Annotated in this window: 19 protein-coding genes and 1 pseudogene; 10 read left to right on the top strand and 10 right to left on the bottom strand. The window is 68.6% G+C overall.

Annotation, left to right across the window (positions count from 1 at the left end; all coding sequences use genetic code 11):
- Positions 1-2: 2 nt before the first annotated feature.
- On the bottom strand, positions 3-2009 hold the full coding sequence (locus AB0J16_RS21105; protein ID WP_358541781.1) for a serine/threonine-protein kinase: 2007 nt from the start codon (positions 2007-2009) through the stop codon (positions 3-5).
- Between the two features lie 71 nt (positions 2010-2080).
- Here AB0J16_RS21105 and rsmA point away from each other — a divergent pair, with 71 nt between their 5' ends.
- Positions 2081-2944, top strand: a complete 864-nt coding sequence (gene rsmA / locus AB0J16_RS21100) for a 16S rRNA (adenine(1518)-N(6)/adenine(1519)-N(6))-dimethyltransferase RsmA (RefSeq protein WP_358541778.1) — start codon at positions 2081-2083, stop codon at positions 2942-2944.
- A gap of 1035 nt (positions 2945-3979) precedes the next feature.
- Complete coding sequence (locus tag AB0J16_RS21095; RefSeq protein WP_358541775.1) at positions 3980-4588, top strand: NlpC/P60 family protein; 609 nt, start codon at positions 3980-3982, stop codon at positions 4586-4588.
- Between the two features lie 210 nt (positions 4589-4798).
- Here the strand turns inward: AB0J16_RS21095 and tnpB are convergent, their stop codons facing one another.
- From tnpB to AB0J16_RS21080, 3 genes and pseudogenes are all read right to left on the bottom strand, one after another.
- Positions 4799-6283 (bottom strand): IS607 family element RNA-guided endonuclease TnpB, encoded by a 1485-nt coding sequence (tnpB, locus tag AB0J16_RS21090; protein ID WP_358541772.1) that lies wholly within the window; start codon positions 6281-6283, stop codon positions 4799-4801.
- A pseudogene (locus AB0J16_RS21085) lies at positions 6280-6855 on the bottom strand (IS607 family transposase). Before AB0J16_RS21085 ends, tnpB begins: the two are co-directional and overlap by 4 nt.
- 87 nt (positions 6856-6942) lie before the next feature.
- Positions 6943-7650 carry an arginase family protein gene (locus AB0J16_RS21080; protein WP_358541770.1) on the bottom strand — a complete coding sequence of 236 codons (708 nt, stop codon included), beginning with the start codon at positions 7648-7650 and terminating at the stop codon, positions 6943-6945.
- Between the two features lie 356 nt (positions 7651-8006).
- On the opposite strand from AB0J16_RS21080, the gene AB0J16_RS21075 reads away from it, so the two are divergent.
- Together AB0J16_RS21075 and AB0J16_RS21070 are read left to right on the top strand one after the other, a co-directional pair.
- The gene (locus AB0J16_RS21075) at positions 8007-8246 is read left to right on the top strand and encodes a hypothetical protein (RefSeq protein ID WP_358541767.1); all 240 of its coding nucleotides are present in this window, start codon (positions 8007-8009) and stop codon (positions 8244-8246) included.
- A 292-nt stretch (positions 8247-8538) separates the two neighbouring features.
- On the top strand, positions 8539-8856 hold the full coding sequence (locus tag AB0J16_RS21070; RefSeq protein ID WP_358541765.1) for a hypothetical protein: 318 nt from the start codon (positions 8539-8541) through the stop codon (positions 8854-8856).
- A gap of 84 nt (positions 8857-8940) precedes the next feature.
- On the opposite strand, the gene AB0J16_RS21065 is transcribed toward AB0J16_RS21070, so the two are convergent.
- Complete coding sequence (locus AB0J16_RS21065; protein WP_358541762.1) at positions 8941-9300, bottom strand: hypothetical protein; 360 nt, start codon at positions 9298-9300, stop codon at positions 8941-8943.
- A gap of 203 nt (positions 9301-9503) precedes the next feature.
- Positions 9504-9962 carry a hypothetical protein gene (locus tag AB0J16_RS21060; RefSeq protein ID WP_358541759.1) on the bottom strand — a complete coding sequence of 153 codons (459 nt, stop codon included), beginning with the start codon at positions 9960-9962 and terminating at the stop codon, positions 9504-9506.
- A 381-nt stretch (positions 9963-10343) separates the two neighbouring features.
- Here AB0J16_RS21060 and AB0J16_RS21055 point away from each other — a divergent pair, with 381 nt between their 5' ends.
- Entirely contained in the window at positions 10344-11246 is a 903-nt protein-coding gene (locus tag AB0J16_RS21055) for a 4-(cytidine 5'-diphospho)-2-C-methyl-D-erythritol kinase (protein ID WP_358541756.1), read from the top strand.
- A 270-nt stretch (positions 11247-11516) separates the two neighbouring features.
- Here the strand turns inward: AB0J16_RS21055 and AB0J16_RS21050 are convergent, their stop codons facing one another.
- The gene (locus AB0J16_RS21050) at positions 11517-13106 is read right to left on the bottom strand and encodes an FAD-dependent monooxygenase (RefSeq protein ID WP_358541754.1); all 1590 of its coding nucleotides are present in this window, start codon (positions 13104-13106) and stop codon (positions 11517-11519) included.
- Between the two features lie 385 nt (positions 13107-13491).
- On the opposite strand from AB0J16_RS21050, the gene AB0J16_RS21045 reads away from it, so the two are divergent.
- Complete coding sequence (locus AB0J16_RS21045) at positions 13492-15291, top strand: ABC-F family ATP-binding cassette domain-containing protein (protein ID WP_358541751.1); 1800 nt, start codon at positions 13492-13494, stop codon at positions 15289-15291.
- Between the two features lie 24 nt (positions 15292-15315).
- On the opposite strand, the gene AB0J16_RS21040 is transcribed toward AB0J16_RS21045, so the two are convergent.
- Positions 15316-15816 (bottom strand): MarR family transcriptional regulator, encoded by a 501-nt coding sequence (locus tag AB0J16_RS21040; RefSeq protein ID WP_358541748.1) that lies wholly within the window; start codon positions 15814-15816, stop codon positions 15316-15318.
- A gap of 108 nt (positions 15817-15924) precedes the next feature.
- Here AB0J16_RS21040 and AB0J16_RS21035 point away from each other — a divergent pair, with 108 nt between their 5' ends.
- From AB0J16_RS21035 to AB0J16_RS21020, 4 genes are read left to right on the top strand one after another with little or no spacing between them, the layout of a single operon-like run.
- Positions 15925-16695 carry a trans-aconitate 2-methyltransferase gene (locus AB0J16_RS21035; RefSeq protein ID WP_358541745.1) on the top strand — a complete coding sequence of 257 codons (771 nt, stop codon included), beginning with the start codon at positions 15925-15927 and terminating at the stop codon, positions 16693-16695.
- Between the two features lie 13 nt (positions 16696-16708).
- Positions 16709-17044 carry a glyoxalase gene (locus tag AB0J16_RS21030; protein ID WP_358541742.1) on the top strand — a complete coding sequence of 112 codons (336 nt, stop codon included), beginning with the start codon at positions 16709-16711 and terminating at the stop codon, positions 17042-17044.
- Between the two features lie 53 nt (positions 17045-17097).
- Positions 17098-18588: a CYTH and CHAD domain-containing protein gene (locus AB0J16_RS21025; protein ID WP_358541740.1), complete on the top strand. Its 1491-nt coding sequence runs from the start codon at positions 17098-17100 to the stop codon at positions 18586-18588.
- Positions 18585-19760: a cytochrome P450 gene (locus tag AB0J16_RS21020; protein WP_358541737.1), complete on the top strand. Its 1176-nt coding sequence runs from the start codon at positions 18585-18587 to the stop codon at positions 19758-19760. The genes AB0J16_RS21025 and AB0J16_RS21020 overlap by 4 nt, the downstream gene beginning before the upstream one ends.
- A gap of 20 nt (positions 19761-19780) precedes the next feature.
- On the opposite strand, the gene AB0J16_RS21015 is transcribed toward AB0J16_RS21020, so the two are convergent.
- Positions 19781-20614 carry an NUDIX hydrolase gene (locus tag AB0J16_RS21015; protein ID WP_358541734.1) on the bottom strand — a complete coding sequence of 278 codons (834 nt, stop codon included), beginning with the start codon at positions 20612-20614 and terminating at the stop codon, positions 19781-19783.
- A complete protein-coding gene (locus tag AB0J16_RS21010; protein WP_358541732.1) occupies positions 20607-22667 on the bottom strand; it encodes an RNA degradosome polyphosphate kinase in 2061 nt (686 codons plus the stop codon). The genes AB0J16_RS21015 and AB0J16_RS21010 overlap by 8 nt, the downstream gene beginning before the upstream one ends.
- Positions 22668-22683 lie beyond the last annotated feature (16 nt).

The following is a 22683-nucleotide window of genomic DNA, read 5'->3' as shown; positions in this document are numbered from 1 at the left end:
CTTCACAACCGGACCTCGATCTGGTTACCGTTCTTGAGCCTGGTCGCGAGGAGTTGCACCGGTTTGCGGTACAGCGGCAGGTCGAACACGAACGCGTTGTCGATGCGGTCACCCGCGGTGATCGCGGCCGGGAACGCGGGCTCCACCGGGTCGTGACGTCCGCCCTTGTCGTCGAGCAGCGAGACGATCGGGTCGCCGATCTCCTGGCGCTCGCCTCCGGGGTTCAGCATCGTCCAGCGGACCACGCACAACTGGCCCAGGGTCTGGGTCTTGCCCTCGTACTCCTTCAGACCGCACTGCGGGGCCGCCGCCACGATGAGCTGCGGGTCGTCGAAGGACTTGCCGAGGGCGAACCGGTGACCGAGGTCGTTGGGCCGCGCCGAGGCGGACGCCGTCTGGGTCTGCGACTGGACGGGCAGCGTGGTGTTGCGGCTGGAGGTCACGATGAGGACGGCGAAGGTGACGGCGATGGCCGCCACGGCCGCGGCGGCCGCGATGAGCCACCGGGTGCTCAGGGACCGTCCGGGGGCTGGGGCCTGGGTGTCGTCCGTGGACAGCGCCTCTGCCTGGAGCCCCGGATTCGTCTGGCGACCCTGTACGTTCAGCTCCTCCTGACGGACCTGAGCCTGGGCTTGGACCTGAACCTGAGCCTGGTCCGGCTGCTGCGTCTGCTCGGGTAAGCGGGCCTGCTCCTTCTTTGCACTCGGCTTCTTGAGCGTCGGCTTCTTGAGCAGCGCTTTCTTGGCGGTCGGCTGCTGGGGGGTGGGCACCTCCCAGCGCGCCAGTTCCTCGCGAGCCGCCTGCTCCTCCCGGCGAGCCAACTCCTGCAGATCGGGCTGCTCCTGCCCTGGCGACGACTGTGCCTGGAACGCCTGCTGCGGCTGAGGCACTTGCTGCCTCTGCGCTCCCGCCTGCGCCCCCGCCTGCGCTCCCGCCTGTGACCCAGGCTGTGAGCCCTGCTGTGACCCCGGCGTCGCCTCCGGCCGAGATGGCGGCTGGGAAGGGTCGTTCGCCACGGCCGGTCCCTTGGCCGTGGTGTCGCTGGGCGGCGGCGTGGCGAACGTGGCCGTAATGTCGGGCTCGTTCACCACGTTCTGCGGCGGCTCCCAGTCGTCGAGCAGCCCGGGAGCCACCAGAGTCGGCGGATCGACCGCCGGTGCCGTCGATGTCGCCGCGGGGGCGGGCGCAGTGCCTCCGACCAGGGCGATCAGCAGGTCCTGGGCGGTGGGCCGCTGAGCCGGATCCATGTCGGTAGCCCGCCGGACCAGCTCATCGAGCGGCGCGGGCAGAGCGCCCAGGTCCGGCGGCGCGTTCAGTACACGCGTCGCGAGTGTGATGGGGTCGCCGCGCCCGAACGGGTGGCGCCCATTACCGGCGTACGCGATCAGGCAGCCCCAGGCGAAGATGTCGACGGCGGGAGTGACCGTTTCCCCGCGTACCTGCTCGGGCGCCCACCAGCCGGGACTGCCCAGCAGCTCACCGGACATGGTGAACCCGGTCTCCCTGTCGAGCGCCCTGGCGATGCCGAAGTCGATCACTCGCGGCCCGGACAGCGACAATATGACATTGGCCGGCTTGAGATCCCTGTGCACCAGCCCGGCGACGTGGATCGCCGCCAGCGCCGCCGCGACTCCCAGCGCGACGCCGTGCAGCGGCCCCGGGTCCAGCGCGCCGTACTTGGCGATCTGGTCCGACAGCGGGGTGCCGCCGATGTATTCGGTCACCATGTACGGGCGGCTGTCGCCAGTGTTGCCGTTGTCCAGCACCTGGGCCGTACAGAACGATGCCACCCGTCGCGCGTTCTCCACCTCGGCGTGAAAGCGGTCCGCGAACCCTTGCTGGTTGGCGAACTCGGCCTTCACCACCTTGACCGCGACAAACCGCCCCGTCGGTGCCCTGGCCAGGAACACCGTACCCATGCCGCCCTCGCCGAGTCGGCCGAGCAGCCGGTACGGGCCGATTTCCCGCAGATCCGTCGGGCGGAGCGGCGCGGCGCCCGTTGGCTCCATCAAGGACGTCCCTTCCTGTTCCACGCCCATCCTCCCCTGTGGTGCCCCCATCCGCCATCGCAGGTTCTTCGATGCGGGAGACTGGTTGGATGATGAGCCTGTTGGGCCCTGCAGAAATACGTATTTTGGCGGATAAGCTAAATCTTCGTCCGACGAAAAAGCTAGGCCAAAACTTCGTGATCGACGCGGGAACCGTGCGGCGCATCGTCAGAGTGGCCGCACTGGCCCCAGACGACGTGATCATAGAGGTGGGCCCCGGCCTCGGCTCACTCACCCTCGCACTGCTCCCCGAGGCCCAGCACGTGGTGGCCGTCGAGATCGACCCCGTACTCGCGGGCCAGCTCCCGCTGACCGTGGCGGGCCGTGGCCTCGGCGACAAGCTCACGGTCGTGGAGGCCGACGCCATGCGCATCACCTCCGCCGACCTGCTGGGCCACACGCCCACCGCCCTGGTCGCGAACCTCCCGTACAACGTCGCGGTCCCGGTGGTCCTGCACCTGCTGCAAGTGCTGCCGTCACTGCGCAAGGGCCTCGTGATGGTCCAGTCGGAAGTGGCCGACCGCCTGGCGGCCGGCCCCGGGTCGAAGGTGTACGGAGTGCCGTCGGTGAAGGCCGCCTGGTACGCGGACGTACGGCGAGCGGGCCCGGTGGGGCGGACGGTTTTCTGGCCCGCACCGAACGTGGATTCCGGCCTCGTCTCCATGGCCCGCCGGGACCCGCCTGAGACCTCAGCTTCGCGCGAGGAGGTGTTCGCGGTGATCGACGCCGCGTTCGCACAGCGCCGCAAGACGCTGCGGGCCGCGCTGGCATCCTGGGCCGGCAGCCCCGCGGAGGCCGAAACCGCCTTGCGGGCGGCCGGGGTGGACCCGTCCGCGCGGGGTGAGCAACTCGACGTAACAGCCTTCGCCCGAATCGCCGAGGCCAAGCCCTCGTAGGTCGAGCGGGTACGGCTCGCAAGCCCCGGTCGATCGCGCGCTTGAGGGGATCCGCGTCTGTGGGGATCCGTGCCCGAGGAGATCCCCGCGTGTGGGGGATCCGGATGACGTCCCGCAGGGCGGTGTACTTTCTCACCCGCTCAGCCCTGTTCGCCCACGTAGGAAACGCACAACGAGATCGTTGATCCACCACTGGGTGGGACACCACTGGGATTATCATCATCCCGCTCCCGAGGGGGACTCGCGCCCAAGGGGCCCGCGTGCTTAGGCGATCGGACTTCGGGTCCTGGAAGCCACAAAAGCCACCCCCGGCCACCCCAGTTATCCACAGAGAGTCGCCTCCACAACCCCGGTTATCCACAGAACCCCGCTCGGCTCCCCGCCCCCAAGCCCGATCGCAAGATCCTGGGGCCTCCGTTCCGCACGTCGCAGGAGGCCCACATGACCCCCCGCTCCGCCCTGCCCCGCCGCTTCGGCCTGCCCCTTCACTCTGGTCTGGGCACTCGCTTGAGCCCGGCCACCAGCCCCGCCCCGACCCCTCACCCCGACCTGGGAATCCGCTCCAGCCCAGCCACCCACTCCGGCCTGAACATCCGCTCCAGCTCAGCCGCCAGCCCCGCCCTGAACACCAGCGCGAACACCAGCCATGCTGCGAACACCGCTGTGACCACCGGCCCCGCTCTGAACACCCGCTCTGCCCTGGATCCTCGCCCCGCCCTGACCCTCCGCCCTGCTCTTACCGGGCTCGCGGTCGGAGGAGGCACCCTCGCGGCGCTTCTCGCATTCCCCAACATGGCTGCCGCCGCGAGCACCAGCGCGACCTCACTCAAGCCACCGACCATCCAGTGCTTCCACTTGATCGCCCTACCCACCAAACCCGTGAACGGCGCGCGTGATACGAGCCCCGTGAGCGATGGACGCAATAGGAGCCTCGTAAACGGCGGGCGCAATACAAGTCCCGCGAACAGCGGACACGATACGAGGCTCCCCCAGGACGTCCCGTCAATGACACTCTTGGCCCCGCCTCCTGAGGGCGTGGACCATTCTGATGGCGCCGACCTTCCCGGTGGCGCGGACCAGCAGCCCATCTACGTCCTCATCCCCCTACCCCCAGAAGCCTGCCCCGCCCCCAACCCCCCGGCCACAATCCCCGGAGACCCCGGAGACCCCGGAGACACGCCGCCCAAGCCAAGACCCACCAAGCCTGGGATCAAGCCCGGGACCAAGCCCCGGACCAAGGGCGACATCGCGGTGGCAGCCGCCATCGACCAGTTGGGCACCCCGTTCTCGTGGGGCGGCGGCACGCCGTCGGGCCCCACCACAGGCGTAGGCAGGGGAGCCCACACCAAGGGCTTCGACTGCAGCGGCCTGACCCTCTACGCCTGGTCCAAAGCTGGCATAAGGCTCGGCCACTACACAGGCACCCAGTTCCGCCAGGGCCGCAGAGTCACACTCGGCGAGCTACGCAAGGGCGACCTGGTCTTCTTCGGTGGCGGCACCGGCGACCCCACACATGTTGGCCTCAACCTCGGTGGCGGCGTAATGATCCACGCCCCCAAAACCGGCGACGTGGTCAGAAGAACCCCGTTCCTAACCTCCACCTACTATCGCCCCCTATACCGAGGCGCCGTACGCCCAGGCTGATCCCGACAGCCAACAGCACCCCCGAGCCACTCCTGGCCCCCACCACCGCACGAGGGTCGGCTTTCGTGCCCGGGCCGCAGCCACCGAGCCACCCCGGCCCTCACCACCGCACGAGGACGAGTTCCTGTTCCGGCCGCACCCATCCGTTGCTGAAAGCCTCAACGGCTCTCAGCAATCCCGGCCTTTCGGCCGGGAAGGTCCTTGACGGTGTCACGACAGCCCAAGCTGGGTTGTAGCGTCCTGATGAAGGTCTCTCGTTTCCTTCCGCTGCTGCGGGATCGCGCCACCTGCCCGCCCACCCGCGGCCTGATGGCTGCGGGTGGTGGTGCGGGTCTTCTGGTCGGCTCCACGAGGGTTCGGCGCTGGCGCGCTCTGGTCTCCGGCCACTCCGGTACCAGTGGTGCAGTCCGCCGCGAGGGCGGCGAGGTTGCGTGCGGCGTTCTCGTCCCGGTCTATGACCAGGTCGCAGGCGTCGCAGGTGAAGACTCGGACGTGCAGCGGCAGCTTGGCTTTCACCGCGCCGCAGCCCGAGCAGGTCTTGGAGGAGGGAAACCAGCGGTCCGCGACCACGGTGCGTCCGTTGTTCCAGCCGCTCTTGTAGGTGAGTTGGCGCCGGATCTCCCCGAACCCGGCGTCGGCGATCTTCCGTGCCAGGCGACGGTTCTTGAGCATCCCGGCGACGTTGAGGTCTTCGACCACCACGGTGCCGTACTCGCCGGTGATGCGGGTGGTCAGCTTGTGCAGGGCATCGGCGCGCAGATTCGCGACCCGGTGGTGCACCTTGTTGCGCTGCTCGCCGGCCTTCCGCCACCGCTTCGACGGGGCCTGCCCGGTGCGCCGGTCCGGGCCCTGTCGGCGGGAGACACGGCGCGACAGGCGCTTCAGGGTCTTCAGCGCGATGTCGTAGTGGGCCGGGTTCGGCTCGTAGCGGATCTCGCCCAGACTGTCGGCCGTCACCGCCAGGTGCTTCACGCCGAGGTCAACGCCCACAGCATCATCGGGCCGCGTCACGCGTTGTGTCTCGCGCTCGACCTCGACCTGGAAGGACACCAACCACCGGCCCCGCTCGTGCCGGACGGTGGCGGACAGGATGCGGGCGCTGCCGTTACCGACGCGGCGCTGGAGCTTGCGGGTGGACTCGTGGGTGCGGATCGTCCCGAGCCGGGGCAGGGTCACATGCCTGCGGTCGGGCTCGAGCCGGATCGTGCCGGTGGTGAACCGGCAGGCCGGCCTGGCCTTGTGCTTGGACTTGCGCCGGGGCTTGCCCATCCGACGCCCTTTGCGCTTGCCGTTCTTCGACGTGGCGTAGTTGTCGAACGCCGCCGCGGCGCCGGCCAGGCCGGTGTTGTAGGCCTCCTTGGAATTCTCGCTCCACCACTCGGCGAACCGCGGATCAGTGTGCTTGACCGTGTTAAACACTTTGCGCAGAGACGGCAGCGACCACGGCCGCCACTCGGTCAGCTCATCCTCGCCGACCCCGTACGTCTGCTCGGCGGCCCGCTGGGACCACGACGCACGAACCCAAGAAACGGCCCAGTTGAACGCGGCACGGGCGGCCCCGCAGTGCGATCGCAGCGCTTGCTCCTGGATATTGTTCGGGTCCAGGGCGAACCGGTAGGCCTGCACCACGAAACCGGGCTGCGGCTCGAACGTGCGCCGCTTCTTCTCCGGCGCCTGTTCGGCCGTCTCGCTCACTCGGCGTCTTCGCTGGTCGCCACCGCCACCGCACGCTCGGCACGGTTCTTCGCCGCCCGCTGCCCATACAGACGGGCGCACATCGACGTGAGCACCTCGGTCATGTCCCGCACCAGGTCGTCGGTGCTCTCCTCCGGATCGAGGACGACCAACTCCCGGCCTGTCGCAGCGAGCGCGGCTTGCAGATGCTCGACACCGAACCGGGCAAGTCGGTCCTTATGCTCGACCACGATCACCTGGGCATCCGGATCAGCGAGCACACGGTGCAGCTTGCGCCGCTCGCCGTTCAGCCCCGACCCGATCTCGGTCACGACCTCACCCACGGCCAGGCCGCGTCCGGCGGCCTCGGTGACCACGCGGGCGACCTGCCGGTCAAGGTCGGTCTTCTGGTCGGAGGAGGAAACACGGCACTACGCCACCACACGGCCGCCCGCGGGCCGCTCGGGCTAGTGCACGAACCACACCCCGGTCGGAGACTGCGACACTGGCACGGGCATCTTCCCGGCCTTCGCCCACCGCCAAGCGGTTTGATAGTGCACGCCCTCACGAGCGGCCCAATCGGACAACCTCACGAGATCAATATAGATGATTGGTGACCAATGATGAGGCATTAAGCAACAGCCGGAAGCCCCCCGATTCACCGGGTGCGGCCCGGCTCCTTAAGCACGAGCGCAGACTTTGACCAACTTCTCGACCAGAGGCGCGAGCAACTCCTGATCCTCGGGCCTGCCCGGCTCATACTCCACGATCCCCAGCCCTGCCACTTCGAACCGCTCCGCCACCGCGCTGACCAGTCCAAGCAACCCATCAGGTCGCATCCCGCCCGGGGCCGGCGTCCCCACGCTGGCGAACACTTCCGGATCCAGCACATCAAGATCGATATGTAGGTAGACGACCTTCTCCTCGAATGCACGCTCCTTCGGAAAGTCGCCCCGCTCCCGATCGAAACCAGCTGAAGCGATCGCATCGACCAGCGTCGCGGAGTCCGGCATGCCCAGGTGGCACACCCCACTCGCCTCAACGAACGCACCCTCGGCCGGATCGAGATCTCGCACCCCGGCGAGCACGATCTGCCACGGACGGACCAGTTCCTCGGGCACCAGCCCCTCCGGTCCTTCACCGGTGAGGGCCCGCAGCACCATCCCGTGAAACGCCCCAGACGGTGAGTCGGCCGGCGTATTGAGATCCCCATGAGCATCGAACCAGACGACAACCAGCCGATCCCCGTACGTTCGCCGAGCCGCCGCCACCGGCTCCAACTCGACCCCGCAATCACCTCCAGCAGTGACCATGAGCCCCTCGCCCACTTGCGACATCACCGCCCGCATTCGAGAAGCCGTGATGACCAGATCATCATCGACTTGCACACGCAGTCGCCGCGTCGCAGGCACCATCCCGGCCACCAACTGGGCCCCCTCCCGAAGCCGCTCCGCCGTAGCAGACCCCGACCCCCGCCACTGCGGCACCTCAACAACCGTCACTTCCGACAAAATGCCCCCTTTCTCTCCAAAAGCCCTTATTTCCCCCAATCTAACGCCGGCCGGGTCGAGTCACTTGCCGCCATGCTTCGCGCGGTCTGTGCCTTCCGAGTGGTGTCCCGCCGAGCAGCGAATCAACGATGTAGTGACACGTCGTCTGCCAGGCCGCATGAGGGGCTGGACGGTTTTCGGCCGGTCAACTGAACACACCCGGGACCGCGACCGCCCGCGAGGTGCTCACCCGGTTGCACCTGCTCAACCCGCAACTCACCCTGCTCTGGGTCGGCACCGCTTATGGTGGCGAGCTGGTCGTGTGGGCCGGTACCGCTTATGGTGGCGAGCTGGTCGTGTGGGCCGATGAGCACCTCCAGCCAACCCTCAAGATCGTGTTTCGGCCCTGGGGCCAAGCCGGTCCCTGGTGCTACCTCCGGCGTTGGATCGTCGAGCGCACGCTGTGGCTGCCTGCGCTCACTCCATCAGGCTGAGAAGCGCATCGCCATCGGTGTGCGACAGCTTCTCCCCGCACTTGACCACCGAACGCTGCCGCCGAGTCGCGGACGGTGATCTATCGCATAGTCGAGGACTAGCGGCGGGATTCGGCACGGTCGGCACCCCGTACCCGGCCTTGATCGGTGCCGCTGGGACGACTAGCCTGATCGCCGTGTTGCCGGAAGGCGGGGCCGAGACGATCGCGTCAGGCGGGAAGAGCCCCGACCACGATGAGCTCGACCACGATGAGCTCGACCACGACGCCATGGAGTTCGGGACCGACAGACGATGAGCGCGGAAGAGGATTTCAAGCAGGTCGGCGCCGAGCTTGCCGACCTGGGTGTACGGATCTCCAGGATGATGGGGAGTCCCGCGCTCAAAGATCAGGCCGGGAAGGTGTTCGCGAGCCTGCAGCGCGACGGCGCGATGGTGTTCCGGCTGGTCAGGGACACCCCCGAACACGCAGCCGCGCTCCAGCTGGCCGGGGCGTCCCTGTTCGACCCCTCGGAGCAGGGCAGGGTGATGAAGGACTGGGTGGTCGTGCCCCACTCCTCGGCCGAGGAATGGACGGATCTGGCTGAGGCTGCCCTCAGCCGCCCACGCTGATCATTGAACCAGGTCGACGGTGTGGTGGTGGGTGCCCAAGACGGGCAGGACACGGAGCATGGTGTCGGCGAGGTTGGCTTGCCGCTAGCGCAGCCACCGCAGAGCCGCGTCGGCGCAGTCATCGGGGCTGCTGTTGAAGGCGATGGCCGCGTCGGGCGCGTGCTGTCGGACCAGGTTGACCGCCTTCTCGAAGAGTTCGAGTAACGGCTCGTGCTTGCGGATGCCGCCCCCGATCACCACGCAGACGTAGTCTTTGCGGGTCAGCGCCTCCACGATCGCTCCTTCGGGGTTCTCGTCGAGTGCCAACAGGCACCAGTCGGCCTCGATACCATGATCGTCGAAACGGGCCTGACCGCGTGCCATCGCCGCCTGAACTGGCTCCGGGTCCCAGCCCTGGATCTTGGCGGGATCGAGGCCGACCACCAGTACTTGTGCCACTGTCACGCCTCCTCCTTCTCAAAGAACGTTCTGTCGGCGCGATGGTTGAAGGTGATGTCTGGGCGCATCGAACATCGCCGACCTCCTCCAGCGGGCGCCACGCTATCCCGATCTTGCCACGCGTGCTTCTCGACGTGCTCTCGTCAGAGTGGCAGGACATTGCGCCAGATGCTGGGTACTGAGTCGGCTGCGGCTCCCGCATGGACGGCTCAGGCCAGGGCCGAGATCTCGATCCGGGTGTGGTCGGTGGGGTCCACCAGGCACGACAGCACGACGTTCCCCCGCTCCAGGTGTTCCCCCATGGACGAGGTGAGCCGGGCCGTGCGCTCGATCTCGTACGGGCTGCCGGCCTGAGGGGTCACGCGAAGCCGCAGCAGCCAGATGTAACGTCCGTTGAACTTGTTGGACGTCTCCTCAATCCCCAAGACCGCCGCGTTGCACGGCACCGCGACCGCACGCTCCTCTGGTGTGAAGATTCGCAGCGCGGCGGATTCCATGCTCGCGAACGAGATGGAGCCCATGGCGAGCAGCCCCGCACCCAGGAGGAGGAACATCGCGCTGACGTACGCCCCGACCCGGGTGTGCGGCTTTCGCCGCAACACGAGGAACAACACCACGGCCACGATCACTGCGATCACGGCGAATGTCCCGAAGACGATCGATGGCATCGTTCTTCCTCACGCTGAGAGGCAGAGTCTGGCAGCCGGCCTTGTCCGTTCCGATGTCGATAGTTGATCAGATGTCGCTTGCATGGTGGCTGCAGCCCGCATGATCGTGTAGCTGCTCTCGTATGCGGCACTCGTGCGACATTCCGCCAGGCGGGCCGGAGGAGCCCTCAGCGCACTGGCATCTGGCACCGTAGCCGCTGGCGTCCGCAGCGCCGGAGAATCGCCCCCTCGGGTACTGGTGTTGCATCGGTCCCGTACAGGGGTCACCACTTCTGCCGAGAATCATGTGAGCGGGAAGCGAGCCCCTATAGGCTCGAGAGCCCTCGACAAGCTCGAGAAGAGTCCTCAACCTCGGCAAACGACGAAAGTGACAGAAGATCGATGAGTTCGGTTACCGTACGGGTGCCCGCGAAGGTCAACGTGCAGCTATCCGTCGGACCGCTTCGGGAAGACGGCTATCACGACCTGGTCAACGTCTTCCACGCCGTATCGATCTTCGACGAAGTGGTCGCCAACGAGTCCGAGTCGATCAGCGTCACGGTGGGGGGCAACTGGGCGGACCGGGTCCCGATCGATAACGAGAACCTGGCGATTCAGGCCGCGAGAGCCCTGGCCAAGCACGCGGGCCGCACCTATGGCGCGGCGTTGGTGATCCACAAGGCCATCCCCGTGGCCGGTGGCATGGCCGGGGGGAGCGCGGACGCGGCGGGGGCTCTGGTGGCGTGCAACGAGTTGTGGGGGCTCGGCCTGCCGTTCGACGACCTCATGGAGATCGCCGGCGACCTGGGAAGTGACGTACCCTTCTCGCTGCTCGGAGGCACGGCGGTGGGGATCGGGCGGGGTGAGCAGCTCAGCGAGCTGCCGACCGGTGGCCGGTTTCACTGGGTGTTCGCGGTGGCGGAGGGCGGGCTGTCGACGGCCGCCGTCTATGCCGAGTGCGACCGGCTCCGTGCCGCGACCGGTGCGGAGATCCCCTGGCCGCAGCTGAGCGACCCCCTGCTGGAGGCGCTCGGCGCCGGGGACGCCCGCAAGCTGGGCGCGTACCTCACCAATGACCTCCAGCCCGCCGCCCTGACGCTCCGCCCTCAGCTGGCCGACACCCTCGAAGCCGGTCGCCAGTACGGCGCGCTCGGCGCGATCGTCTCCGGCTCCGGTCCGACCTGCGCCTTCCTCGCGACCGACGCCGCCCACGCCGACCGCCTGGCCGCCGCCCTCACCACGTCCGGCGTCACCCGCACCGCGATCCCCGCTCACGGCCCTGTCCCAGGCGCCGTGGTGGTCTGAGGTCATCGTTCGGCCGGGCGGTTCGTTGGTCGCTCGATCTCGATGGCCAGGACACCCAGAGCCTGCTCCTCCAGCCCTTAGGTTGGCGGATGCAGGCCCGCTCCTGGGCGGCTGCTGGTCCGGGGCTGGTCCGGGGCTGTTGGTAATGACTTTCTCAGGTCGGGAGCCAGGGGCGAGAGGCGGATGCCTGTGCCGCGCGCTATAGCGGTCGGATAAACCGCCGCCCCGGTGCTCTTTGTCGTCAGCCTGTTTCCGTGGCGATCAGGAGCGTTAGCCGGTCAGGAGAGCTGGCCGGTCAGGAGAGTCGATCGGTGATCGGTACCTGTGTTTCAGGGGTGCGCCGAACCAGTCGGAGAGCGCTTCTCGCAGCCCGAGCACGGCGGTGTCGGCGGGTTCGTCGATGGTCGCGGCCCAGGCGATGTGGGCGTCCGGGCGGATCAAAAGGGCGTCGGCGGGTCGGTGGTGATCGGTTTTGGCGGTGTGGATGTCCACGCGGTGCCGCCAGCGTTGCGCGGTCTCGCGGAGGTCCGGGCGGTCGGCGAGGTCGAGGAGGACGGGCCGTGCGGTGTGCATGAGCTCCGCGACGCTGGTCGTGCCCTGGTCGGTGTGCAGGGTGAGGTCGGGGGCGAAGGTGCCGGTCAAGGCGTGTTGGTTGGGGTTGGGCAGCGGATAGCGCGTGTCGGCGCCGGCGATAAGGGCTGACATGCGGCGCAAGGGCTGTTCGTCGACGAGCAGTTCCTCGAAGACTTTTCGAAGTGCTTCGGCGGCCGGGTTGTTTCCGCGCCGCAGTGCCACTTGAGCTTGGGTCTGTAGCAGTGCGCGTACGCCGGCGAGGTGGCGTTCGTCGTGATACGTCTCCAGCAGGCCCGTCGGCGCCCAGCCGTGGATGTCGGCGGCCAGCTTCCAGGCGAGGTTGACCGTGTCGAGCATGCCGAGGTTGAGTGCCGCGCCCGTGGCGGGGAGCAGGTGGGCCGCGTCGCCGGTCAGCAGGATCCGTCCGTTGCGGTACCGCTCGGCCTGCCGAGCCTGAAATTGCCAGCGCGACAGTCGATGCACTTCTCCCAGAGGGAGATCCCCGCCGAGCACCCGGCGGATGCTGCCCTGGAACTCGGTCAGGGTCATCGCCACGTCATCGTCGACTTCGGTGAGCTCCTCTTCGGTGGTGAAGACGAGCAGAACCTCGGCGTTGAGCGTCCCGAACGCGAAGACACCGCCGTCTGTTCGCGTGAAACCCGCACGGATCGTGCCCAGCCCCGGTACGTCGAGGTCGCCGTTGGCGAGCCGGGTCACCGAATCGGGCATGGTGACCTGACCCAGCCGGTTGACCTCTGGATAGGTGGTGCCGGGGAACGGGATGCCCGCCCCGCCGCGGACCCGGCTGCGCGGGCCGTCGCAGCCCACCAGGTATCGGGCGGTCACCTGGTACGGCCCGTCCGGGCCGCGCACGTCCGCGGTCACCGTGGCGTCGTCCTGGCTGACCCCGACCACCTCGTGTCCGCGGCGTATGTCGGCACCGAGTTCGCGGGCGCGTTCGTCGAGCAGGCGCTCGAGTCGCCGCTGCGGGAGATGCAGCCCCTGCAGCGGGGGATCGGCCAGGTTCGTGCAGTCCAGATACATACCGCCGAATGGGAACTTGGGAGCCGGACTGGGGCCGGTAGTGGCTGCTTCGAACCGGTCAAGCAGGCCTCGATAGCGCAGCAGTCGCAGGATCTGCCCGCCGAGACCGTTGGCCTTGTGGGTTTCTCCGGGCTGCGGGTGCCGCTCCAGTACCAGCGGACGCACTCCGGCAAGGCGCAGCTCACCGGCCAGCATCAGGCCGGACGGGCCCGCGCCCACGATGATCACGTCGACGTCCATCATCGGCCACGCCCCGCGCGGTCTTTCGTCGCGGCCCCGCACGACCCGGTCATCGACATCGACACACGCACTTGGCTACTCCTATTTCCGCAGGTTCTGGCCTCGGCCGCCGATTCTGCGGGACGACCGGGGTCTTGCCGCAAGCCCCCGGGGGCGCTATACGTTAGGAGCGGAACGGAGCAGGCACTCCGTTCCTTTGTCTTTTCGCCCGCTGTAGACGGACCAGAACGGCACGGGAGGATCTCTCACGGCCCCTGCGACAGCGCAACGGTGATCTGAGCGCCGCGCCGGTCTCGGGGCGTGCGGGTATCGCGGGGTCGGCGGTGGGTGTGGGGTCGGCCTGGTGCCGTCACCACAGCGCCCTTGAGGCCGATACCCTGGTAGGGCCATGAATCTGGTAAATCTCGAGTCTGTTTCCCATGCCTACGGGCCCAAACCGCTGCTCAACGACGTCTCCCTCGGGGTCGAGGTCGGCGAGCGCATAGGTGTCGTCGGACGTAACGGCGGCGGCAAGACCACACTGCTGTCGGTGATCGCGGCAGACGTACGCCCGGACAGCGGCCGGGTCACCCATACCCGGGGGCTGCGGGTGGGCGTGCTGTCGCAGCATGACGCGCTCGATCCGGCGATGCCCATCCGGGAGATCGTGCTGGGTGAGAAGGCTGAGCACGAGTGGGCGGGGGATCAGGGCGTCCGCGAGATTCTCGGCAATCTCATCGGTGATCTCGATCTCGACGCCAAGGCGGGGGATCTGTCCGGTGGCGAACGGCGGCGCACCGCGCTCGCCCAGCTGCTCATCGACGAGCACGACCTGATCATGCTCGACGAGCCCACGAACCATCTCGACATCGAGGCCATCGCCTGGCTGGCCGGTCATCTGGCCGGACGCAAGAGCGCGCTGGTGGTCGTGACGCACGACCGGTGGTTCCTCGACGCGGTCTCCACCAGGACCTGGGAGGTCGTGGACGGTCGGGTCGAGCGATATGAGGGCGGTTACGCCGCTTACGTGCTCGCGAAGGCGGAGCGGGCGCGCATCGCCCAGGCCGCCGAGGAACGCCGCCAGAACCTGATGCGCAAGGAGATCGCCTGGCTGCGGCGCGGCCCGCCCGCCCGCACGTCGAAGCCGAAGTTCCGGATCGAGGCCGCGCAGGCGCTGATCGCCGACGAGCCGCCGGCGCGGGAGAGCGTGGAGCTGCTGAGGTTCGCGGCGGTCCGGCTCGGCAAGACCGTCTACGACCTCGAAGACGTCACCCTGCACGCCGGTGGCCCCGGCAGCGGGCCGCTGGTGCTCGACGACTGCACCTGGCAGTTCGGGCCGGGCGACCGGGTCGGGCTGATCGGCGTCAACGGCTCCGGCAAGTCGTCCGTGCTCCGGCTGCTCGCCGACTCGGTCCAGCAGGACTCGGGGCGGATGATCAGGGGCAAGACGGTACGCCTGGCGCACCTGTCGCAGGAGCTGGCCGAGCTCGACCCCACCCGCCGGGTGCTGGAGACGGTCGAGGAGATCCGCAAGTACATCCAGGTCGGCAAGAAGGAGTGGTCCGCCTCCCAGCTGCTCGAACGCCTGGGCTTCAAGGGCGAGGCGCAGTGGAAGGTCGTCGGCGACCTGTCGGGTGGCGAGCGGCGGCGGCTGCAACTGCTCAGGCTCCTCATGGACGACCCCAACGTGCTGCTGCTCGACGAGCCGACCAACGATCTCGACATCGAGACGCTGAACGAGCTCGAAGACCTTCTCGACGGCTGGCCCGGCACTCTTATCCTGGTGAGCCACGACCGCTACTTCCTCGAACGCGTCACGGACAAATGTGTGGCGCTCTTGGGCAACGGCAAGCTCTCCTTCCTTCCGGGAGGCGTGGACGAATACCTGTCCCGCCGGGCCCAAGGCACCGCCCTGACCGCCCGAACGACCTCACCCCAGTCGTCGGCTCCCGCACCGATTCAGCCGGCGGCCCCTCAGGAGGGCATGTCGGCCAAGGAAGAACGCGAGCTGCGCAAGGAGCTCAACCGCCTCGAACGCCAGCTCGACCGGCTGGGCGACCAGGAGGCCAAGCTCCACGCGGCCATGGCGGACGCGGCCAGCGACTACGCCAAACTGGGCTCCCTGGACACCCAGCTCAGGGACATCCTCGACCAGAAGGACACGGTCGAGGCCGAGTGGCTCGAACTCGCCGACCGCCTGAGCGACTGAAGCAGCCTCAACCGCAACGCAACGTTAGGAATCGAACGGGGCGAGGAGGGTGCGGAGCAGGGCGGAGAGGGTGCGTTGGTCGGTCAGGGGCAGGCCGGCGAGGAGGTCGTGCTCGCGCCGCAACAGCCCGGCGAACGCCGCGTCCACCCGCGCCAGCCCGCTGTCCGTCAGCGACACCAGCACCCCTCGCCGATCCTCCGGATCCGGCCGGCGTCGCACCAGGCCCGCCTGGGCGAGCCGGTCGATGCGGTTCGTCATCGTGCCCGACGTGACCAGGGTGGCCCGGATCAGGGCGCCGGGGCTCAGCTCGTACGGCTTGCCGGCGCGCCGCAGCGCCGTCAGCACGTCGAACTCCCAAGGCTCCAGAGCGTGCTCGGCGAACGCCGCCCGCCTGGCCCGATCGAGATGTTTGGCCAGGCGCGACACCCGCGACAGCACCTGAAGGGGCTCGACGTCGAGGTCCGGACGCTCTGACCGCCAGGCCGCCACCAGCCGGTCGACCTCGTCCTGCGGCTCCTCGTTCATGCCACCGCCTTGCCACGAGATCGCCAGGTCGGGGGGAGCGCATCCTGCGTCATGGTCAGAGTGTACTGTCTTGACATCGAGATACATATCTCGATATCAATTATCTCTATGTCGAGAGATATCTGGGATCCCACCATATACGCCAGGTACACCGACGAGCGATCACGCCCGTTCTTCGAGCTGACCGCCAGAATCGGCGCCGACAGTCCTGATTATGTCGTGGACGCCGGCTGCGGCACCGGCGAACTCACCCTCGAACTCGCCCGCCGATGGCCCCAGGCTACCGTGGAAGGCTTCGACGCCTCCCCAGCCATGATCACCGAGGCTCGCCGGCACCAGCAGCAGCGGTTCTGGGTCTCCGATGTCACCACGTGGCGGCCCGACCGGCCGGTGGACGTGCTGGTCTCCAACGCCGTCCTGCAATGGGTGCCGACGCACCGCGACGTGCTGGAGCACTGGGTCGACGCGCTCAACCCCGGCGGCTGGCTGGCCTTCCAGGTGCCCGGCAACTTCGACGCCCCCAGCCACGTGGCGATCCGCGAGCTCTGCGCCGCGCCCGAGTGGTCCGATCGGCTCGGCGACCTCAACCGGGGCCGCCCGGTGGACGACCCCATCGACTACGTCGACTTCCTGAGCGGCTGCCGGGTCGACGCCTGGGAGACGACATACGTCCACCTCCTCCAGAGCGACAACGGCGACAACGCGGTACTGAACTGGATCTCCGGCACCGCCCTGCGCCCGATCTTCGACCGGCTGGACCCCGACGAGCAGAAGAAGTTCACCGCCGAGCTGGGGGAGCGGCTCGACGAGGTCTATCCGGCCAGGCCGTACGGGACGCCGTTCCTGTTCCGGCGCGTCTTCGTGGTGGCACAGAAATGATCCGGGCGCAGAAATGATCATCGGCCTGCACCACGTCCAGCTCGCCGCGCCCGCGGGGAGTGAGCCGCTGCTGAGGGAGTTCTACGGCGGAGTCCTCGGGCTCCAGGAGGTGCCAAAACCCCCTGAGCTGGACAAACGCGGCGGGGTCTGGTTCCGTGGCCGGGGGGTTGAGGTGCATCTCGGCATCGAGGACGACTTTCGGCCCGCCAGGAAGGCGCACCCGGCGTTCCTGGTGGACGACCTCGGCGCCTTCAGCACGGAACCACCCGACGACCTGCTCCCCGGCTACCGCCGGATCTACCTCATGGACCCGGTGGGGAACCGAATCGAGCTCCTCCAAGGCGTGTGAAGTTCGTCCAGCGGTGGCATGATTGTCCAAATCGGCCAAGGCTGTGAGGTGCTGTGGGCATCGAAATTGAGGACAAGTTCGACGTCCCCTCCGACTACGCGATACCCGACCTGAGCAAGCTGGCAGAGATCTCGGGCCCGAAGAGTTACCAGCTCGTGGCGCTCTACTACGACACGCCCGATCTGCGGCTGGCCACCCGGGGCATCACACTCCGGCGAAGACGCGGCGGTGACGACGCCGGCTGGCATCTGAAGCTGCCCAAGGCCAAGGGCGTACGCCAGGAGATCACCCACCCGCTCACCCGGAGCACGAAGATAGTGCCCGCCGAGCTGGCCGAGCTCGTCCGTGCCTACACCCGCGGCGCGGAGCTCCAGGTGGTGGCCGAGCTCGACACCCGCCGGACCGTGACGCTGCTGCACGACGGCCCGACCGGGCTCGTCGAGATCGCCGACGACCGCGTCAAGGGCACGGTCTTCGACGCCGAAGAATCAGCAGGCGGGCCGCGGGTCGTACGGTGGCGCGAGGTCGAGGCGGAGCTGCTGGAAGGCGACCAAGCCCTGCTCGCCAAGGTCGGCAAACGGCTCAGGAAGGCCGGCGCCACCCCGTCGGAGTCGGCCAGCAAGCTCGCCAGACTCCTCGAACCACCATCTGTCGCCCATGCCCCCACGAAGGACGGCTCGGCCGGCCAGACCGTCATGGACTACCTGGCGGGCCAGGTGACGGCCCTCCTCTCACAAGATCCCCGCGTACGGCGAGCGGAACATGACGCCGTCCACCAGATGCGCGTCGCCTCCCGGCGGCTGCGGAGCGCGCTCAGGGCGTTCGGCGGCATCATCACCGGCACGAAGCGGGTCCAGGACGAGCTGCGCTGGCTGGCCACAGTGCTCGGCGAGGCGCGTGACCTGGAAGTGATCAGGGCCAGGTTCGCCCGCGAGCTGGCGGCGCTGGCCCCCGAGCTGGTCACCGGCCGCATCCTGGCCAGGCTCGGCGACGACCTGCACGCCCGCGAGCTGGAGGCGTACGAGCGCATCAAGGACACGCTCAGCGGCGAGCGCTACTACGCGCTGCTCGACGCCCTCGACGCGTTGACGGCCGGCCCGAAGCTGACCAAGGCCGCGGCGGAGCCGGCGCACGACAAGCTCAGCGACGTGGCCGCCGAGAACTGGGACCGGGTGGCCAAGATCTACGACACCGCCCAGGCGATCCCGGACCTCGACCGCCGCGAGCTCGCCATGCACGATGTCCGCAAGGCGGCCAAACGCGCCCGCTACACTGCCGAGGCCCTCCAGCCCACGCTCGGCAAGAGCATGGTCAAGCTGGCCAAGCACGCCGCGGCCGTACAGGAGGTGCTCGGCACCCATCAGGACGGCGTGGTGGCGCAGGAGACGCTGGCCAAGGAGGCGGAGGCCGCGCGGCAGGCGGGTGAGGACACCTTCACCTACGGCCTGCTCATCGGCCTCGAACGCGGCACGGCGGAGCGAGCACACGCGGACTTCCCCAAGGTCTGGGCCGAGACGGCGCGAGCCATTAGGAAACTACTATGAGTGACTTACCAGTCATACCCTTCGAACGACAGGACGCCCTGGAGGTCCCCGCGGCCTATCGGGAGCTGCGGGCCGAGAAGGGCATCACCAGGGTACGCACCCGGGTGGGCGATGAGATCTGGCTGGTCAGCGGCTACGAGGACGCCCGCAAGCTGTTCGCCGACCCCCGGCTCGGACGCTCGCACCCCGAGCCGGAGAAGGCCGCCCGCGTCTCCGGCTCCGCGCTGCTCGGCGGGCCCCAGGGCGAGAGCGCGACCGAGAAGGCCGACAACGAGCGGATGCGCCGGCTGTTCATGCCCTCCTTCTCCGCCCGCCGGATGAAGGCCCTCAGCGACCACGTGGGCACCCTGGTGGACGAGCGGCTGGACCACATAGCCACTCTGACGCCGCCCGCCGACCTGCACGCCGAGCTGTCCTTCCCGCTGCCCGTGCTGGTCATCTGCCAGCTGCTCGGCGTCCCCTTCGAGGACCGGGACTACTTCAGCGGCGTCTCCAGCCGGATGGGCGACGTCGCGGACGAGGCCAAGGGGATGGCGGCGCGCGAGGAGCTGGGCGCGTACATGGCCGGGCTCATCGAGCGCAAACGGCACGAGCCCGGCGAGGACGTCCTGTCGGACCTGGCCGGGGTCCTGGACGACGACGGCAGGGTGGCGCAGCTGGCCGGCGGACTGCTGTTCGCCGGGCACGAGACCACGGTCAACCGCATCGACTACGGCGTACTGTTCCTGGAGGCCAACCCCGACCAGCTCGCGCTGCTCAAGGCCGATCCCGGACGGGCGCCCGCCGCCGTCGAGGAGATCCTGCGCATGGCCTCGCCCAGCCTGCACGGCCTGCCCCGCTACGCCCACGGCGACATCGAGATCGGCGACGTCACGATCCGCCGAGGCGAGGCCGTGCTGATCATGCCCGGCGCCGCCAACAGGGACGAGCGGATCTACCCCGACCCCGACGCCTTCGACGTGGGCCGGAAGTCCGCAGACCCGCACCTGAGCTTCGGGTACGGCCCGCGCTACTGCATCGGCGCCAGCCTGGCCAGGGTCGAGCTCGAAGGGGTGTTCAGCCGGCTCTACCAGCGCTTTCCCGACCTGCGCGTGGCCGTGCCGCTCGATCAGCTCCGCCGCAACGAGGGCCGGATCACCGAAGGCGTCGCCGAACTGCCCGTCACCTGGTGACCGTCCGAGCCTGGTGACCTTCAGGTCGGGTAACGCTCCACGCTGACGACCCGCTCGCCCAGCCGGTGCAGGACGGCGAACGCCCCCTTGCGCAGCTGCACGTCCTTGCCGCTGAGCGAGCGGATCAGGTCAGGCAGCACCTTGCCGTGGCTGGACACCGCCGCCGCCGTCCTGAGCTCCGCGACCAGCGCGGGCGTCTTGTCGGCGTCCTGACCCTCCTCGCTGAGCAGCGGCTCGGTCCTGATGTCGCCGCCGTACGGCTGGAGCGTCTGTACGCATCTGAGGCTGGGCGAGCTGACCAGGACCTCGGGCCGGTAGGCGGGCAGCACCCGGGCGATCGTCTCCGCCTGAGCCTGGCCGTCCGTGTCGAGGGGGCGCAGGGCGTCATCACCCTTCCACGCCTGCCTGGAGCCCGCGGCGCCATGCCGTACCAGGACAAGAGGGACGGTGGCCAGCGGCGCCGCCTCCAGCGAATGGAGCAGTCCCGCGTCCCACTCCCAGGTCAGCAGCTCGCGGGCGCGGTCGAGCGGCAGCCAGCGCAGCTCGTCCACCTCGTCGCCGGGGGCGAACGCCACGCTCTCGTCCGTGGCCTGGGCCGCCCAGTAGTCGACCCGCTTGAGCCGGTCCGTGATCAGGTAGTGGACGGGCGGCAGGGCGCGGCCGAGCGTTGTGACCAGGCCGGTCTCCTCGCGCACCTCGCGCAGCGCGGCGGCGATCACGTGCTCGCCCTGCTTCAGCTTGCCCTTGGGAAAGGTCCAGTCGTCGTAGGCCGGGCGGTGGATGACGGCCACCTCGGGGTGGCGCTCGTCACCGCGCCACACCACGGCTCCGGCCGCGTGGAGCGGGTCAGTCATCAACGCTCCTCCAGCGGCGGGTGCCGATCAGGATGCTCTGCAGGTCTTCGCCCGGATGCCGCACCCAGGTGCCGTCGGAGTTCAGCAGCCACGCGCTCGTCGTGTCGGCGGTGGCGCGGTCCATCAGGTCGATGAGGTACGCCCGGTGCTGCTGGCTGGTCACCTTGACCAGGGCCTCGACCCGGCGTTCCAGGTTGCGGCGCATCAGGTCGGCGCTGCCGATCCACACCTCGGGCCGCCGGCCCAGGCCGAACTCGTAGATGCGGGAGTGCTCCAGGAAACGCCCCAGCACCGAACGTACGCGGATGTTCTCCGACAGGTCCGGGATGCCAGGGCGGAGGGTGCAGATACCCCGCACCCACAGATCCACCTGCACGCCGGCCCGGGATGCCCGGTAGAGGGCGTCGATGAGCGGCTCGTCGACCAGGGAGTTCGTCTTGATCCTGATGCGCGCGGGACGCCCCGCCTCCTGATGCGCGATCTCCCGCTCGATCCTGGCCATCAGGCCGCCGCGCAGCGAGTGCGGGGCGACGAGCAGCCTGCGGTAGGCCGAGTGGTTGGAGTAGCCGGTCAGGTGGATGAACAGGTCCGTGATGTCCTCGCCGACCAGCGGGTCCGCGGTGAGCAGGCCGATGTCCTCGTAGTGCCTGGCCGTCTTGGGGTTGTAGTTGCCCGTTCCGATGTGGCAGTAGCGGCGCAGCTCGCCGGACGGCTCCTGCCGGACGACCAGAGCCAGCTTGCAGTGGGTCTTGAGCCCGACCACGCCGTAGACGACGTGGCAGCCGGCCTTCTCCAGCTTGCGCGCCCACTCGATGTTGGCGTGCTCGTCGAAGCGGGCCTTGATCTCCACCACCACGACGACCTGCTTGCCCGACTCGGCCGCGTCGATCAGCGCGTCGACGATCGGGGACTCGCCGCTGGTCCGGTAGAGCGTCTGCTTGATCGCCAGGACGTTCGGGTCCTCGGCCGCCGCCTCGATGAAGCGCTGCACGCTGGTGGCGAAGGAGTCGTACGGGTGGTGCAGGAGCACGTCCCGCTCGCGCAGCGCGGCGAAGATGTCGTCGTCGGCCAGCACGGCCTCGGCGGGGACGAACGGCCGGTAGCTGAGCTCAGCCCGGTCCAGGTCGGCGAGGGCGTGCAGCCCGGTCAGGTCGAGCGGCCCGGCGAGCTGGTAGATCTCGTGCGGCGCGACTTCGAGCTCCTCGACGAGCAGGTCGAGCACCTCGGGCGTGATGGTGTCCTCGACCTCCAGCCGCACGGCCGGGCCGAAGCGGCGGTTCTTCAGCTCCCGCTCCAGCGCCTGCATGAGGTTCTCGGTGATGTCCTCGTCCACGTCGAGGTCCTCGTTGCGGGTCACCCGGAAGGCGTGGTGCTGGACGATCTCCATGCCCTTGAACAGCTGGCCCAGATGGGCCGCGATGACGTCCTCCAGCGGGACGAACCTGTCCTTGGAGGCGGTGACGAACCTCGGCAGCTGCGAAGGCACCTTGACCCGGGCGAACACGGTGTGATCGTCGACCGGATTCCGCACCAGGACCGCCAGATTCAGGCTGAGTCCAGAAATATACGGAAATGGGTGGGCGGGGTCGACGGCCAGCGGCGTCAGCACCGGCCGGATCCGCTCCCTGAACAGCTTGCGCAGCTCCGTGCGCTCCTCGCGGCCCAGGTCGTCCCATCTGACGATCTCGATGCCCTCGGTGGCCAGCTGCGGGCAGACCTGCTCGTGGAAGACGGCCGCGTGCCGCTTGGCCAGCGTGTCGGAGATCGCGGCGATCCGGGCCAGCTCCTCGCGCGGCTTCAGCCCGCTCTTCGTCCTGAGCAGTAGTCCGGTGGCCATCCGCCGTTTCAGCCCGGCCACGCGTACCCGGAAGAACTCATCCAGGTTGCTGGCGAAGATGGCCAGGAAGCGCACGCGTTCGAGGAGGGGGAGGGAGGAGTCCTCAGCCAGTTCCAGGACGCGTTCGTTGAACTGTAGCCAGCTCTCCTCACGGTTGAGGAACCTCTCCTGCGGCAGGGGAAGGTCACTCTCGGGATGAAGCGGTTCCGCGGACATATGAGAAATATGCCCC

The sequence above is a fragment of the Nonomuraea sp. NPDC049750 genome (assembly GCF_040659625.1).
In the GTDB taxonomy this organism is placed as follows: Bacteria; Actinomycetota; Actinomycetes; order Streptosporangiales; family Streptosporangiaceae; genus Nonomuraea.
The sequence above is the reverse complement of the archived record's forward strand: the minus strand, read 5'-3'. Positions and strand labels throughout refer to the sequence as shown.